Origin of the sequence: Streptomyces sp. SS7, assembly GCF_037993025.1 — a bacterium.
GTDB lineage: Bacteria > Actinomycetota > Actinomycetes > Streptomycetales > Streptomycetaceae > Streptomyces.
In genome coordinates, this window is sequence record NZ_CP141223.1 from 5,047,805 (window position 1) to 5,063,750 (window position 15,946).

Sequence of the window (15,946 nt, forward strand, 5' to 3'; positions counted from 1 at the left end):
GGGGTGGGGCCATGCAGGAACGCTTCTTCAGGGGGCGGTCGCTCCGGCGCCCGCCCCCGACGTCAGTGCTTGCGCCGTCTCCCCCGGCCGCCGCGCGGCTGCCCGGGACCTGCTTCCGGCGCCCCTGCCGGGGCCGTCTCAGGAACCGCCGCAGCCGCCGCCGTACCCGGTTCCGGACGGTCGGCGGCGACCACGAGAGCCGCGAGGGCCGTGGTGACCGGCACCGACGCGACCAGACCGATCGAGCCCACCAGCGTGCGCACGATCTCCTCGGCGACCAGCTCGCTGTTGGCGACCGTGCCCACGCTGCTCTGCGCGATCGAGAAGAGCAGCAGCAACGGCAGCGCGGCACCGGCGTAGGCGAGCACGAGCGTGTTCACCACGGACGCGATGTGGTCGCGGCCGATGCGGATGCCGGCCCGGTACAGCCCGCGCCAGCCCATCGCCGGGTTCGCCTCGTGCAGCTCCCAGACCGCGGACGTCTGGGTGACCGTCACGTCGTCGAGCACGCCGAGCGAGCCGATGATGATGCCGGCGAGCAGCAGGCCGCTCATGTCGATCGACGGGTACAGACCGTGGATCAGGCCGGTGTTGTCGTCCGTGTTGCCGGTGAGCGCGGCCCAGTCGACGAACCAGGAGCCGAGGAAGCCGATCAGCATCAGCGAGATGAGGGTGCCGAGCACGGCGACGGACGTACGGGCGGACAGCCCGTGGCACAGATACAGGGCGATCAACATGATGGCGCTGGACCCCACCACGGCCACCAGCAGCGGGTTCGAGCCCTGGAGTATCGCGGGCAGGATGAAGAAGTTCAGGATCAGGAAGCTCGCGGCCAGCGCCACCAGGGCCATCACACCGCGCAGCCGCCCGACGACCACCACGGCGACCGCGAAGATCACGGCCAGCACCGTCATCGGGATCCGGCGGTTCACATCGGTGACCGAGTACTGCAGGTCCTTGGGGGCCGAGGGCTCGTAGGCGACCACGACCTGCTCGCCCTGCTCCAACTGGCGGGACTGGTCGGGCTGGACGATCTCGGTGAACGTCCGGCCCTTGTCGTCGCCGGTGTCCACGCGGATCGTGGCCTTCTTGCAGGTGTCGCCTCCCTTCTTCTCGGCGGACGAGCCGTCGGCGGGGGAAGCGCCGCCGATCGGCGTGCCACCGGAGGCGTTCACCGACTGGCAGCTCACCTTGACGACCTTGGTCACCGTGGCGTGCTGCGTCTGCCGGTCGAAGCCGACGCCGGTCCGCTCATGCGCCGGGGCACCGCCGGGCCACAGCACCACCAGCCCGACCAGTACCGCCGCGGCGAAGGGGATCAGGACGGCTCCGATGACCTTGCGCAGATGCTTGGAGACCGGTGCGGCCGGACCGTGGCTGTGGCTGTGCCCATGCCCGTGTCCGTGTCCATGCCCGGATCCGTGTCCGCCTTCGGAACCGCTGCCCTGTGCGCCGGTGTGACCGTCCTCGAAACCGTGCCGGTGGCCTCCGCCTGCTCCGGGCCCGGAGTGCTGGGGCCTGTGGTGCTCGGGCCCATGATGCGCAGGTCCGTGGTGCTCGGGCCCGTGGTGCTCGGGCCCGTGGTGTCCAGGCCCGGGACGGGGGCCCGGACGCTGCCCGTAGCCGGGCCCGACCTCGTGGCCGCGGTCGAACCCACCACCGAAGCTGAAGTCGCGTTCGTCCTGGCGCCCCTGTGCGGCCGGTCCGCCCTGCGGAGCGTTGGCCGGTCCGGGACCCGGGCCGCCACCGGTGCCGGGCCTGCGGGGCGGCTCTCCGGGCGGATACGGGGGCTGGTGTGTCGTGGTCACCGCCCGATCATCGCAAGAACGGCTGAGGCCCACTGTTCACCGCGCCACACCTACCGCTAGCGTGGAGCCACTTTTGCACACGCGGGAGCTCGGAGCACCGGGCTGAGAGGGCGCTGACCTCCGTCTTCGCGATGTTTCACGTGGAACGTCACCACAGCGAGTGATGTTTCACATGAAACGTCGGCAGACGGTAGCCGCTGCGTCGACCGCCGAACCTGTTACCGGGTAATGCCGGCGTAGGGAGTAGGTCTCATGACCAACAAGGACGCACGCACGCCTGCCTTCACGCAGAACGCGGCCGAGACGGACACGGCCGAGGCGACCGGCGAGAAGAGCGGGACGTCCATCGGCTGGCACAAGGGGTACATCGAGGGCGCTCGCCCCGACCTGCGGGTGCCGGTCCGCCAGGTGCATCTCACCAACGGGCAGTCGGTCACGCTGTACGACACCTCCGGACCGTACACCGATCCGCTCGCCGACACCGACGTTCGCAGGGGCCTGGCGCCGCTGCGGGAGAACTGGATCATCGCCCGCGGTGACACACAGGAGTACGCGGGCCGACCGGTCCGGCCCGAGGACGACGGCGTCAAGCACACCTCGCCGCGGGGTGGACTGCGTAACCTCGACGCGGTGTTCCCGGGCCGCCCGCGGCTGCCGCGCCGGAGCCGGGACGGCAGCGCGGTCACCCAGCTCGCGTACGCCCGCAGGGGCGAGATCACGCCCGAGATGGAGTTCGTGGCCCTCCGGGAGAACGTTTCTCCCGAGGTGGTGCGCGAGGAGATCGCGGCCGGGCGCGCGGTGCTGCCGGCCAATGTCAACCACCCGGAGATCGAGCCGATGATCATCGGCAAGAGGTTCCTGGTGAAGGTCAACGCCAACATCGGCAACTCGGCGGTGACCTCCTCCATCGAGGAGGAGGTCGAGAAGATGACCTGGGCGACCCGTTGGGGCGCCGACACGGTCATGGACCTCTCCACCGGCCGTAACATCCACACCACCCGGGAGTGGGTGCTGCGCAACTCCCCCGTGCCCATCGGCACGGTGCCGCTGTACCAGGCGCTGGAGAAGGTCGACGGCAGGGCCGAGGAACTGACCTGGGAGATCTACAAGGACACCGTCGTCGAGCAGGCCGAGCAGGGCGTGGACTACATGACGGTCCACGCGGGCGTGCGCCTCGCGTACGTCCCGCTCACCGCGAACCGCAAGACCGGCATCGTCTCGCGCGGCGGCTCGATCATGGCGGCCTGGTGCCTGGCGCACCACAAGGAGTCGTTCCTGTACGAGAACTTCGAGGAACTCTGCGAGATCCTCGCCGCCTACGACGTCACGTACTCGCTGGGCGACGGTCTGCGGCCGGGCTCGATCGCGGACGCCAACGACGAGGCGCAGTTCGCGGAGTTGCGCACGCTCGGGGAACTCAACACGATCGCCAAGCGTTTTCACGTACAGACCATGATCGAGGGCCCGGGGCACGTCCCGATGCACAAGATCAAGGAGAACATCGACCTTCAGCAGGAGATCTGCGATGAAGCTCCGTTCTATACCCTCGGCCCGCTGACGACGGACGTCGCCCCGGCGTACGACCACATCACCTCCGGCATCGGCGCCGCGATGATCGCCTGGTGGGGCACGGCCATGCTCTGCTACGTCACGCCCAAGGAGCACCTGGGCCTGCCCAACCGTGACGACGTCAAGACCGGTGTCATCACCTACAAGATCGCCGCCCACGCCGCCGACCTCGCCAAGGGCCACCCCGGAGCACAGGAGTGGGACGACGCGCTGTCCGACGCCCGCTTCGAGTTCCGCTGGGAGGACCAGTTCAACCTGGCCCTCGACCCGGACACGGCCCGCGACTTCCACGACGAAACCCTCCCGGCCGAGCCGGCCAAGACGGCTCACTTCTGCTCGATGTGCGGGCCGAAGTTCTGCTCGATGAAGATCAGCAGAAGCATCACAGAGCAGTTCGGCGGCGAGGCGGACGCCACCCCGGAGGAGATCGAGGCCGGGATGCTGGAGAAGTCGAAGGAGTTCGCGGCTTCCGGCAACCGTGTCTACCTTCCGCTAGCGGACTGACCTGCGCAAATGAGGCTGACCGACGGCATTCCGGGGGGAGTCGTCGGTCAGCCTTCGTCGTTCTGCGGACTGATCTTTTGACGTCGGAGCGTCCACCAGCACATGTTGACGGGGTCAGCCGAGGTAGGGCTGCTCGCGGTGCTCCATGAAGTGGCGGAGCCTGAGTCGCTGCGTGTGGTGCATCGGAAGTCGGTCCAGCTCGTCTGGAGGGACGAACCGTAGCTCCGTCGACTCGTCGGAGATCGCCAGTTCTCCGCCGACGATCCGCGCGGTGAAGCAGACGTTGAACTGCCGACGCACCTCGCCATCCGTGTAGGCGATGATGTGCTTCGGGTCGGTGTACGTGCCGACCAGTCCCGTGACCTCCACGTCGAGGCCGGTCTCTTCCTTGACCTCGCGGACGGCTGTGCCGGGAAGAGAGTCGGTGAGGTCCATCCCTCCACCCGGGAGGGCCCACAGATCGTTGTCGCGTCGGCGCTGGAGCAGGATGCGCCCCTGATCGTCGGTGACGACGGCTGAGGCTGCGACAACCATGCTGTTCGGCTTGGGCGCGTTCGAGTCGTCGTAGTACTCGGTCCGTGCCATGGTCACCCCTCGTGCCGTACGGGCGTCGCCGTGGACCACACCGCGTCGAAGCTCTCGGCGTAGGTGTCGAACATGCCGCCCTCGCCGCTCCGCCGAAGATGCCACACCGGGGCCCCGTACGCGTTGACCCCCCAGACGTGGGCATTGACCAGACACTGATCATCGGCGCGGTAGAGCGAGTTGTAGAGCGTCGTCCCGTGGGTCCGGATGTCGATGCCCGGCACGCCGATCAGGGGCCGGTAGTGCATGAGCGCCAGTTGGCAACGGGACTCGATGCCGTGCCCGAACTTCTCCTCCTGGCCGCGCGCCCGGACGTTTTCGCTGTCGGCGTCGCCCACCGCGATCCGGATCACGCAGCCCTCTGCGGCTCGCTCCCGCAAGAGATGAGACCGCCCACCTCACGGCCGACCCCGCCGACCTGCTCTCCGCCCGGCTCCCCGCCGGCATCGACCTGACCAAGTACGACGGCTACGACGAGGGTGAGGAGCCGCTCGCCGCATAGTCCAGACGGCCAATCCACTTATCCCTGCGTGCTGTTGAGAGGAGGTGAATCCCTTTGTCTGAGGACCGGATCACCTCAGCGCACCGTGACCGTGGTCATGGGCGTCATCGCCGCTCTGGCCTTCGTCTTCTCCTTCGGCAACGTCTGGGCCCTCGCCCTGCGGCTCGGCATCCCCGAGCCCATCGCGCCGCTGATCGCTCCGATGGTGGACCTGTCCGTGGTCGGACTCCTGGTGGCCCTGCGCTACCTCTCGCTGCGCGGTGTCCCGCCGGAGCAGATGATGGCCGCTACCCGGCTGATGCACTTCTCCGGCCTGCTGACCCTGGCCCTCAACATCGCCGAGCCCCTGGCCGCCGGCCACTACGGCCGCGCTGCCGTGGACGCCGTGGCCCCGCTGCTCCTCCTCGGCTGGGGAGCCGTCGGCCCCCAGCTCCTCCGGGCCTTCCACACCATCGGCACCCCCGCGCCCGTCCCCGTCGGCACGGAGCCGAGACCGGAACCCCGGCCCGTTCCCGCGCCGGTCGTCCCGGCCGAGGAAGACGAGCCTGCCGCCACCCCGGCCCCTGCCGATCCGGCCCCCGTGCCCGAGCCCGTGCCCGTGACGGCCCCGCCCGTGCCCACCCCGGCCCCGGTGCCTGCGGCCAAGGTGCCCGAGCCGCTGCTGAACGAAGCGCGCTCGATCGCGGACGCCCACCGCGTCCAGCACGGCGAGCCCATCACCACCGCCCAGCTCAAGGCGCGGCTCGGCGTCGGCCTGCCCATGGCCACCGCCCTGCACTCGGCCCTGACGGCCTGACCCTCCCGCCGGCCTTCCGGCTCCCCTCCAGCACCCGGCCCCCAAGGGGCCCGGTCCGCCATGCCCCGAGCAGCCCGCGCATCCGTCGGCCTGCTCGGGGCCCCAGCCCAGCACGAAGGGAGACCCCGCCCCATGAAGCGCCCCCTGGACCTGCGCCACGTCGTCAGCCCCGCCCTGCGGGACCTGATCGAGCTGGCCCAACTCGAAGACTTCGACCGCGTGGCGGATCAGATCCGCAACGTCCGCGGCTGCACCCGCCCGGTCAACCTCGTCGGCCACACCGCCACCCTCGACGCCGCCACCCGCACCGTGGTCCGCGCCTACTCCACCGCCGACGAACCCACCGGCCGACTCCTCACCACCTGCGGCAACCGCCGCGCCTCCCGCTGCCCAGCCTGCTCCCGCGTCTACGCCGCAGACACCTACCACCTGATCAAGGCCGGACTCTCCGGAGGCAAGACCGTCGCCGAAGACGTCCGCACCCACCCCCGCGTCTTCGCCACGCTCACCGCGCCCTCCTTCGGCCCGGTCCACAACCGCCCCACCACACCCTCGGGCAAGCCCCTGGACTGCCGCTGCGGCCGGCACCACGCCGAGGACGACCCCGCCCTAGGCACGCCGCTCGCCCCAACCTCGTACGACTACACCGGCGCCGTGCTCTGGAACGCACACGCCGGAGCGCTCTGGGCACGCTTCACCATCTACCTCCGCCGCGAACTAGCTGCCCAACTCGGCATCACACAGAAGGAGTTGAAGGCAGCTCTACGCGTCTCCTTCGCCAAGGTCGCCGAGTACCAGAAGCGCGGCCTGGTCCACTTCCACGCCGTGATCCGCCTCGACGGCCCCGACGGACACACCACCGCGCCCCCGCCCTGGGCCACCCTCGATGCCCTGGACCACGCCGTACGCGCCGCTGCCCGACGCGCCCAGCTCACGATCGAGTCGGACGCCGTGGGCGAACGCGTCATCGCCTGGGGCGACCGCATCGACGTGCGGGAGATCAAGGCTCTGGGGGACGGCGAACTCACCGACCAGAAGGTGGCCGCTTACGTCGCCAAGTACGCCACCAAGAGCGCAGAGGGCTCCGGCACGGTTGACCGCACGCTTGTCTGCCGCCCCTGCGCGGGACGCGGATACACCAGCGGCCCGGACGGCTTCCGCGACCTGTGCGCCGACTGCGACGGCACCGGACAGGCCGAACCCCTGCGTGACCTCCAGGTCCAGCAGCACGTACGGCAGATGATCCGCACCGCCTGGGCGCTCGGCCACCTGCCGGAATTCGCGGACCTCAAGCTCTGGAAGTGGGCCCACATGCTCGGCTTCCGGGGCCACTTCTCCACCAAGTCCCGCGCCTACTCGACCACCCTCGGCGCACTCCGCGACGTACGCCGCGCCTGGCGCACCGCACAGGCCGAGACCGCCCGCGCCCGCGCCGGCCACCCGGCCCTCGACGAGAACACGACCCTCGTCACCGAATCCTCCTGGGCCTACCTCGCCTCCGGCTACCGCCCAGGCGAGGAACTTCTCGCCAACCAGGTCCGCCACGACCTCGCCCAGGTCGAACGCCTCAAGACAGAAGGGAACCCCTGGCAGTGATCACGGTCGTGGAGAAGTCGGTTCGTTCCCTGGCGGACGAGGCCAGGGAACGATGGATCCGGAAGTGCGTGGACGAGGCCCCGCCGCTGAGTGACGCCCAGCTCAAGAGCATCGGCACGGTGCTGGGCATCCGCCTCACTCGGAGGTGCGCTACACAGGCTTGACTAGTTCGGTTAGTCGGTGATCTTGATGGGTCGCCATCGGCCATTCACTGGGTAGTGCGCAGATGGCGCCAGCAGGATCCGAACCCTGGCCGGAGCCGCGGTAAAGCACCGGCATCGGTGGCTAGAGGCGACTTCCCTGGTTCGATTCCATCAGTTGGTTGTTGCGTGCACGCAGAAGGACTTCCGGCGCTCCGCCATCGTCGTCCTCGTTAACAAAGACACGCACTTCCCTCTGTGCGCGGCTGAGCGCGAGGTAGAGGAGCGACAGGTACCGGATGCGTTCGTTGGCGGTCGGTGTGGACGAGTTCAGATCCGGGATCCCCGCCACAAGCACTGCGTCGAACTGCAGCCCCGCAAGATGCTCCGCTGTTCCGACGACCAGCCCGCGACGCCGGTAGCCGAGACCCTCGATGTCGGATCGACCAGTGACGGTGGACACATGGAACTTGCCCGAGTGCCCGATTCGTGAGGCGAGCCTGCTGAACCTTGACCATTGGCGGAAGTCCACCACCGCGAGCGCTAGCCGGCCTGAGGGATACAAGTCCTGTACCGCGCGGACGATGTCATCCTCCTCGCCAACGCGAGAAGCGGCGGAGATCAGGTACGGCGGGGCACCATCGGCCTGCGCAGACTCCACCCTGGAGAAGTCGATGTCCCACTCATGGCCGAGGTCGAGGGTCGGGAACTCGTGATGTACGTGCTTGATGAGCTCGAGGATCTGTGGCGTGAATCTGTGGACGGTAGTGAGTTCGAAGTTCGCCACCTCGCCGAGGTCGTCGTCCTCGGGCACACCACTTGTCGACCTGGTCCCGTCGGCAGCCAGACCGATGAACGCCTCGGACGGTGACTGTCGAGGATCCACGGCCATGAATACGCGGGGGTAGACCGACGTATCACGGGTGAGGTAGTGGAGCACCTGTCGCTCCAGTGGATTGAATAGATGGAATTCGTCTACAAATACCAAGTCGTATCCTTGAACTCGGCGGGCGCGGTTCCATGTATTCGTCGACAGGTGGATCAGGAAGTCCGCAAGCACCTGATCGGATGTAGTGAGTGAGCGTTCGTCGAGGCTTGCCCAATATCGTGTGTACAACTCGAAGACGACCCGCTGGTCGTCGCGGCTGAGGGGCAGCATCCATGACGCCCGCGGCAGTTGGAAGTACCGCAGATCGGCTCCAGCCCCGGGGAAGATTGCCGCAGCGCCGATGACGGATCCAAACTCGATGAGTAGATCCCAGGCGAGTGCGCGCCGTTCATCATCGTCGTTCGAATCGAACCTCGCGCGCAGCCCTTCGCTGACCTTCCCCTTGTAGGTGATCCAGTCGCCATTGATGAACTCATCCAGCACTTCCTGGATCTCATCCAACTGGGCCTGCTTGCCGCTGAGACTGTCCTCTCCAATCAGACTGAAACCAGAGGATTCGTCCTGCACGTACTGAGGGGAAATCATCGTTGCAAGTTCGAGCAGGGGGAATACATCGATTTCCTGCAAGAGCCCGAGGCCCATCGAGTCGATTGAGTCCGAGATCTGAGCCGCCAACGCCCAGCTATGGGTCACGATGAGAACACGCACATCCTCTCCGGCTGCGCGGGCGTGGAGCACCTCCCGGATCGCCTTGAGTGTCAGGGCGAGCGTCTTGCCGGAGCCGGCAGGGCCTCGAAGGCGAATCGACTTTTCCGTCTCTGCCTCGATGAATGCACGCTGCTCGTTGCTGACTGCCTCCAGCCATTGTTGGTATGACCAGCCCTTGGTCGTCGACTGTTCGAGCGCCGGAAGGCTCATCTCGACATCTGCGGGTTGGGTGCGTTCCTCGCTGAAGTATTCTTGAGAGGCCGTGATGGCGAGTGGCCAGTCCGCGTTGATGTCGGGTGCGGTAGGCCGCCTGGAGTCGAACTGCTCCAGCGTCGATTTGTTGTCCGCTGTAGTGGTCGTCCAGAAGATGATGTCGGCTCTTTGGCCAGGGATAACTTCCGTAACCCATCGACTCTCGTGGGCATCCTTCTTTGATGTTGCCCTGAAAGCGATAAGGTTGTTGTGCTTGTATTGGTGCCACTGCTTCGGAAGGGAAAGAGGCCCCGGAGTCCTAGCTCTTTCAGCAAAGCTCTTCATCCGGCTCAGGACTTCTCTTCTTAGGCTTACGAGATGCTCTGGAACGAATGGCTCTTTGTTGTTCTGCTCGCGCATGAGGACGACGCGCTGAACTTCTTCATCGTCATCCACGGAGAGGATAAAGTCGGCCGCCTCGGTGCTGAATTCGAAGAGGACGGCTGACGAGGAGACGGCGTCAGGGGATAGGCCGGTAGCTAGCTCGCTCAGTGCGCGGACGGTCGTAATCAGAGGCTTCACGTGAGATCCTCTCCAAGGTAGTCAGCGTGCAGATCGCGAAGGTCTTCGTATTGCTTAGGAAGCCCGATCGACATGAACACCGTGGCGAACTTCTGTACAAGGGCGTGAGCGAACCGGTCTTGCATACGTGAGATTCGGCGGTACGCGACATTTTGGTGCGACGGCCCAAGCGAAATCACGGGCTCCCAGACCTGTTCGATGTGGCGGAGATAGGCGAAGTATCCCGAGTCCTGTCCAGGCCCGATGGCTGTCAGGAACAGTGCGTCGCCAGGGGGCTGGGCATAGGGTTCTCGCAGCTTCTCTTTCACCCGCTTGACTGCATTCTCCCGCTTGGGTGGGTTAATGCCGATGAGTTGAGCCTCTACGAACAGGCGCATGCTCTCCTTGAGGCTGTCCGCCTCCGTGTCCATCATGCGAATGGCTTCGAGAGCGGCTTTGGCCCTCTGAGCCTCTGCGGGCTGCAGGTTGAGCATGCTGACAATGTCGATGGGTTCTTGTTCGCTCGGCCACTCCCGAAGTCGGCGTTCGGTGATGGTGGGGGCCGCAGACTTCGAGAGGATCTGTCGCAACTCTCTCACCTGCTGTTTGGCCAGCTGTTCACGGAGCTTGGGGACCTGCATCTCCGACAGGTACTCCTCTGCCGCGAGCATGGGAACGCAGGTGACGCGGCCTTGGTGCTTCGCATTGGCGAAGTCGCAGTCGGCCGTCACGACGAGTAGGTGCCGCTGCCACATTGTTGCTTCGGGGGCAACGGCTTCCAGGACATCACCCTGTCGCAATGGGTCTGTCACGCTGACCTCACGGAATTCAGCGAACGGCTCGTCCACGGCACGCCCCTCCCACCCATCCGGTTCACATCGTGCCGCCAACGTATCCGACTGCAGTACGGTGCACGTGAGCTTCCGGGAACCGGGTAGAAGTGCCCAGCCCCTCCTGCGAGACAGCAGGTGAGGACAACCTTCCGCCCCGGTAGAACTGGCTGGCCTCCAAGTCGTCCCACCCTGCCGCGTACTTCCCTCAGTGGATGGACATGTGATGAGCTTCAGCGTGGCCTATAACACGGCAGTTGATCGCTGGAACTAGGGGTCGCCCGCGAGTGGTGTGACGGGAGCAAGTGGCACGTAGCTTCACTCGGAAGTGCGCCACACAGGCTTGAGTAGCTCGTAGTCGAACGCTTTGTTCCCCTTGCCGCCGGGGACGGCCACAACGGCTACGAGCGCATCCTTTATGGCCTTGCGCTTCTGCGTCAGCGTCTTGCCCTTGAACGACGAGGCGATGTCGGCCTCTGCCGCCTCTGCCTCCGCCTTCAGCGCTTCGTTCTTCGCCTGGTCGGCCCGTAGTTCCTTGATGCGGCGCTCGATCACCGGGAGGTTCCGGAAGAACGCCTCGTCGTCGATGTCGGTGTCATCGTCGTCATGCCATCGGCGCTCCAGCTCCTTGCGGCTGCGGATGGCGCGTTCGAGGGCTTCGGCCTTGTCCCAGTCGGGCACGTCGCGGGACTTGCTGGCGGCGTCCTTCTCCAGCTTGGCGATGACCACGTCCTCCACGAACCGGTCGGTCTCGTCGCCCCGCTTGTACGTCTTGTTGCAGCCTCCGTCGACGGTCTTCTTGCACATGTAGGCGTGCTTGTACTTAAGCCAGTCGTTCGCCTTGATGCCGATCATCTTGTTGTTGCAGACGGTCCCGTCCTCCAGCACGTTGCCGCATCGGAGGATGCCGGTCAGCAGGTACTTGTGCACCAGACCGCCCGTCGGAACCCCGGACCCTCGTCCCCGCTCGCGGATCGTGTGGGTCACGGCGTACCACTCCTTGGGAGTGACGATCGCCTCCCACGTGCCGACCACGGGCTTGTCGTCGCCGTCGTGGACGAGCTCGCCCTTGATCTCCCGGTAGCCGCAGAGGCGTGGGTTCATCAGCACCTGCTTGACGGTCTGGTACTGGAAGGCATTGCCCCGGCTCGTGATGAAGCCGGCCTCCTTCCACTGCCGGGTGATCTCTGAGATGGACGCCCCCGCGATCACGTCCTTGACGGCCTGGCGGACGGCGTCCGCCTCCTTCGGGCGAAGCGTGACCTTGTCGTCCTCCCAGCCGAACGGGCGCCACGCAGAAACGGCCAGGCCGCGAACTGCGCGGTTGCGGTGGCTGTTGCGTGAGCGGCGCTGCTTCTTCCTCGTCTCGCTGAGCGACATGGCCACGCCCACGAGACCCTTGATCTCGAACCCCTCGGCGTAGAGATCCTGGATGCCGTTCGAGTCGTGGTAGACGCGGCCTTCGTGGTGTGTGAACGCCTTCAGGTACCGCTCCCAGTCGCTCGGCCGGCGGTAGAGGCGGTCATCGTTCACGGCCATCACGCCATGGATGGGGTAGCCCTCGGGCGTGTGGCCGGCCTTCAGGTCGGTGATGAGCTGCTCGAAGTCGTCGCGAACGACGCTTTCCTTGCTCGCGCTCTTGTCGTTGTCGGTGTACCGGTAGACCACCAGCCAGTTGAACGCGCGGGCATGGTCGCCCATCTCGCGGTGTTGGTCCTCGATGCCGTGGGCGTCCTTGACCCGTCCGTCGAACGAGATGCGCGCGTAGCAGACGACGCATTTGAGTGTCGGGTCCGCGGCGAGCATCGCTCGAACCTCGTCCACGGACGGCGCGCCTTCGGGCACCCCGCGCAACCTGCTGACCAGCTCTTCGCGCTTCTCCATGGGCGGCCCCCCTCGGGTCTCATGCGGCTGTCTGCCAATGACCCTAGACCATATGGATACTCTGCTAATGCTCTGTTCGATGAAAATCTCCCAGGACATCCGCCGTACCCACGGGGGAAGCCGGCAGGAAGTCGAGGAGGGCATGGCCCAGAAGTCGAAGGAGTTCGCGGCCGGCGGGAACAGGGTGTATCTGCCGATCGCGGACTGAGTCCCGCGCGGCGGGCGGAGCCGGGGGGCATGCCCTCGGCCTTCCGGCTCCCTCGTCCCGGCTCCGTCGTCTCCCCCCTCCGGTCGCCCCGGTCCCGCGCCCCCCGTCAGGGCGGGGTGTCCTGGGGGTACCAGCGGAGTTCCACGGTGTTGCCGTCCGGGTCCGCGATGTAGACCGACGTGGCGATGCCGCGTGCGCCGAAGCGTTGTGCGGGGCCTTCGAGGACCGTGAGGGTTCCGGCCGCGATGAACTCCTCCCAGTCCACGGGGTCGACGGTGAGACAGATGTGGTCGACGTTCGACTCCCCGCGGGGGCGCTCCAGCAGGTCGACGATCGTCTCGGGGGTGATCCGCACCGAGGGGAAGGGGATCTCGCCGGCCCGCCACTCGGCCACGCGGACCGGTTCCAGGCCGAGAAGCCCGGTGTAGAAGTCCAGGGACCGTTCGACATCGGCGACATTGAGGACCAGGTGGTCGAAGCCCCTCACACGCAGGGCGGGAGGCGGAGTCGGGGGAGGCATGAGGCTTCCTTGGGGTCGGGTGACCGGGTGCGTCGTCCCTTCTCACGATCCGCCGATGGGGAGCCGCCATCAAGACCGGGGCGGTGGACGCGCGGGCTCCGGCAGCGCTCCAGGTGCTTGACTGAGCCCATGAACGCGCGATCCATGAGCAAGGGCGCGAACGTGCCGGTCGACTCCTCCGCCGTCCGGGCGGAGCTCAGCTGGTCCGAGGGAGCCGGAGGGCCGGACATCGACGCCTCCGCGCTGCTGCTGACCGGCGCCGGACGGGTGCGGGACGACGGGGACTTCGTCTTCTACAACCAGCCGCGCCATGCCTCCGGCGCCGTCACCCACCTCGGCAAACAGCGGGCCGACGGGGTGCTGACCGACACGGTCCAGGTGGACCTCGCCGCGTTGGAGAGCGCCGTCACGCGGGTGGTGCTGGGGGCGTCAGCCGACGGCGGCACCTTCGGGCAGGTGGCCGGGCTCACGCTCCGGCTGCTCGGCCCGGACGGGCGGTCCGAACTGGCGCGCTTCGAGATGCGGGCCGAGACGGAGACCGCGTTCCTCTGCGGCGAGCTGTATCTGCGCGAGGGACGCTGGAAGTTCCGCGCCATCGGTCAGGGGTACGCCTCCGGACTCGCCGGCCTGGCCACCGACTTCGGCATCACGGTCGATGAGGAGCCGCCGCCCGTCCGGCCCCCCGCCCCGGCCCAGCCCGCACCGGCGGCCCCCGCCCGGCCCGCACCGGCGCCCCCCGCCCAGCCCCCCTCCCCCTCGGCCGTCCCGGCGGTCACGCCCCACCTGATCAAGGGCGAGGAGCAGCTTCCCGTCGACATGCGCAAGCGGCTCTCTCTGCGCAAGGAGCAGGTCGCCGTCAGCCTGAGCAAGCGCGGGGCCGCCGGTGTCCGGGCGCGGATCCTGCTGGTGCTGGACGCCTCCGGATCCATGGCGTTCCTGTACTCGCGCGGGGTCGTGGCGGACGTCGTGGAGCGCATGGCCGCGGTGGCGGCGCAGCTCGACGACGACGGTGAGATGCAGGCCTGGACGTTCGCCAGCAATCCCGCCCGGCTCCCCGATCTCCGGCTCGCGGAACTCCCCGAGTGGCTGCGGCTGCATGTCCGGGTGGGCGAGATCAGTCTGTTCCGTCGCGGCAAGAAACCCCGCAAGGGGCTGGAGCCCGGTCAGGTGGACATGCGGGCGGTCGGCATCCAGAACGAGGAGCAGAAGGCGATTGCCGAGGTCAGGGCGTATGTGCGGGAGAATCCCACGCCCCTGCCCACGCTGGTGCTGTTCTTCTCGGACGGAGGGGTCTACCGCGACGCGGCGATCGAGCAGGAGCTGCGCGCGGCGGTCGAGGAACCGGTCTTCTGGCAGTTCGTGGGGCTCGGCCGGTCCAACTACGGCGTTCTGGAGCGGTTCGACACCCTCCCCGGCCGACGCGTGGACAACGTCGGCTTCTTCGCCGTGGACGACATCAGCGCCGTCCCGGATCAGGAACTCTACGACCGGCTGCTGTCGGAGTTCCCGTCCTGGATCACGGAGGCCGGACGCGCCGGCATCCTCTGAGCGGCCGTAGGAAACCCGCCACCACGACACCCCCCACCGATCGGCTTGCGCTCCCCGACCCCAGGTATGCGGGGGCGCAAGCCGACTGGCTATTCCGGCTGGTGCTCCGGTCCGCCGAAGTCCGGGCTCGTGTAGTCCGGGCTGGTGAAGCTCGGGCGCGGGCCCGCCGCGGGGCCGTCGTCGGGGCTGGTGAAGCCCGGACGGTCGTATCCGATCTTCGGCAGCCGGCCGGTGGGCGCGGGCGGGGCCGGGTGGGGGGAAAGGAGCGTCGTGCTCGGGGCGGCGAGGGCCTCCCGCAGGAACGGCAGGATGCCCCGCTCCAGCAGGGCCTCCCGCCAGGCGTCCTTCGCGCGCTCGACCTCGTCGTTCAGTTCGCCGTACGGTCCCGCCTCCAGGGAGGGACGGTTGCGCAGGGCGGTGAGCAGCAGCCCCACGGTGGCGACCAGGATCGCCAGGGCGGCGATCGCCCCGAACGTCCATCCGACGTTGAGCATGGCGTGGGCGGCCGTCCTGTCGGGGTCCACCGCCCGCAGGAGGTAACCGACGAGCAGGAAGATCAACGCGGCGGTGCCGGCGAGGACCGGGGTGAGCACGGCGGCGACGGCCACGGCGCCCGCTCCGGCGGCCTCGGCGGCCTGCGCCGCGTCGCCCACGGTGGTCGCGAGCCCCACCGCGCCCGCGCCCGGCTCCCCCGAACCGGACTCATGCGGGGACGAAGGGGTGGACGGCGCCGGGTGACGCAGTTCCTCGCGGACCTTTATGTAGTGCTGGTACTCGGTCGCCGCGGCCGCCGTGATGAGTGCGGAGGCGTTGAGCGCCATGGTGCGCAGCTGTTCGGGATTGAGCCGCTGTCCCACAGCGGCCGGTTCCGGATGATGTGGTGCGGAGCGCAGCGCCTCGTCGAGGACCCGCTCGTACTCCTGGCGGTCCTCACTGAGCAGGTGCTGCGGAACGCTGTTCATGTGCATCCCCCGATGCTCCGTAGGGCTTGGGGCTCGCATGCCAACGAGCCGTCGGGCAGAAACGGAGGGGAGCCTGCTACGGATAAGCCGATGGTAGAGCGGCGACGGGTCGCGGTGACAGGGGGTTTGCCGAAATTGGCCGCC

At 67.6% G+C, this 15,946-nt stretch carries 12 protein-coding genes, 1 pseudogene and 1 riboswitch; of the genes and pseudogenes, 5 read left to right on the top strand and 8 right to left on the bottom strand.

Annotated elements, in window-relative coordinates:
* Positions 1-62 precede the first annotated feature (62 nt).
* Positions 63-1,808, bottom strand: a complete 1,746-nt coding sequence (locus U5640_RS23310; RefSeq protein ID WP_340377706.1) for a YibE/F family protein — start codon at positions 1,806-1,808, stop codon at positions 63-65.
* 71 nt (positions 1,809-1,879) lie between these two features.
* Positions 1,880-2,068, top strand: a riboswitch (TPP riboswitch).
* Here U5640_RS23310 and thiC point away from each other — a divergent pair.
* A complete protein-coding gene (gene thiC, locus U5640_RS23315) occupies positions 2,061-3,881 on the top strand; it encodes a phosphomethylpyrimidine synthase ThiC (protein WP_340377707.1) in 1,821 nt (606 codons plus the stop codon). Its footprint overlaps the riboswitch before it by 8 nt.
* Before the next feature lie 114 nt (positions 3,882-3,995).
* On the opposite strand, the gene U5640_RS23320 is transcribed toward thiC, so the two are convergent.
* Together U5640_RS23320 and U5640_RS23325 are read right to left on the bottom strand one after the other, a co-directional pair.
* Complete coding sequence (locus U5640_RS23320) at positions 3,996-4,466, bottom strand: NUDIX domain-containing protein (protein WP_340377708.1); 471 nt, start codon at positions 4,464-4,466, stop codon at positions 3,996-3,998.
* A 2-nt stretch (positions 4,467-4,468) separates the two neighbouring features.
* Positions 4,469-4,849, bottom strand: a pseudogene (locus U5640_RS23325) (XRE family transcriptional regulator); the annotation flags it as partial.
* Between the two features lie 204 nt (positions 4,850-5,053).
* Between U5640_RS23325 and U5640_RS23330 the strand changes: the two are divergent.
* Together U5640_RS23330 and U5640_RS23335 are read left to right on the top strand one after the other, a co-directional pair.
* Positions 5,054-5,764 carry a DUF2637 domain-containing protein gene (locus U5640_RS23330; RefSeq protein ID WP_340377709.1) on the top strand — a complete coding sequence of 237 codons (711 nt, stop codon included), beginning with the start codon at positions 5,054-5,056 and terminating at the stop codon, positions 5,762-5,764.
* Positions 5,765-5,896: 132 nt separating this feature from the next.
* Positions 5,897-7,360 carry a replication initiator gene (locus U5640_RS23335; protein ID WP_340377710.1) on the top strand — a complete coding sequence of 488 codons (1,464 nt, stop codon included), beginning with the start codon at positions 5,897-5,899 and terminating at the stop codon, positions 7,358-7,360.
* 285 nt (positions 7,361-7,645) lie between these two features.
* Here the strand turns inward: U5640_RS23335 and U5640_RS23340 are convergent, their stop codons facing one another.
* The 3 genes from U5640_RS23340 to U5640_RS23350 all read right to left on the bottom strand — a co-directional run bounded on the left by U5640_RS23340 (position 7,646) and on the right by U5640_RS23350 (position 12,564).
* The gene (locus U5640_RS23340) at positions 7,646-9,871 is read right to left on the bottom strand and encodes a UvrD-helicase domain-containing protein (RefSeq protein WP_340377711.1); all 2,226 of its coding nucleotides are present in this window, start codon (positions 9,869-9,871) and stop codon (positions 7,646-7,648) included.
* Positions 9,868-10,698, bottom strand: coding sequence for a hypothetical protein (locus tag U5640_RS23345; RefSeq protein WP_340377712.1), 831 nt, complete (start codon positions 10,696-10,698; stop codon positions 9,868-9,870). The genes U5640_RS23340 and U5640_RS23345 overlap by 4 nt, the downstream gene beginning before the upstream one ends.
* Before the next feature lie 300 nt (positions 10,699-10,998).
* Positions 10,999-12,564, bottom strand: coding sequence for a recombinase family protein (locus U5640_RS23350; protein ID WP_340377713.1), 1,566 nt, complete (start codon positions 12,562-12,564; stop codon positions 10,999-11,001).
* 79 nt (positions 12,565-12,643) lie between these two features.
* Here U5640_RS23350 and U5640_RS23355 point away from each other — a divergent pair, with 79 nt between their 5' ends.
* On the top strand, positions 12,644-12,772 hold the full coding sequence (locus tag U5640_RS23355; RefSeq protein ID WP_340385709.1) for a hypothetical protein: 129 nt from the start codon (positions 12,644-12,646) through the stop codon (positions 12,770-12,772).
* 106 nt (positions 12,773-12,878) lie between these two features.
* Here the strand turns inward: U5640_RS23355 and U5640_RS23360 are convergent, their stop codons facing one another.
* Positions 12,879-13,292: a VOC family protein gene (locus U5640_RS23360; RefSeq protein ID WP_340377714.1), complete on the bottom strand. Its 414-nt coding sequence runs from the start codon at positions 13,290-13,292 to the stop codon at positions 12,879-12,881.
* Between the two features lie 129 nt (positions 13,293-13,421).
* On the opposite strand from U5640_RS23360, the gene U5640_RS23365 reads away from it, so the two are divergent.
* Complete coding sequence (locus U5640_RS23365) at positions 13,422-14,840, top strand: VWA domain-containing protein (RefSeq protein ID WP_340377715.1); 1,419 nt, start codon at positions 13,422-13,424, stop codon at positions 14,838-14,840.
* Between the two features lie 89 nt (positions 14,841-14,929).
* Here the strand turns inward: U5640_RS23365 and U5640_RS23370 are convergent, their stop codons facing one another.
* Positions 14,930-15,808, bottom strand: a complete 879-nt coding sequence (locus tag U5640_RS23370; protein ID WP_340377716.1) for a hypothetical protein — start codon at positions 15,806-15,808, stop codon at positions 14,930-14,932.
* Between the last annotated feature and the right edge of the window lie 138 nt (positions 15,809-15,946).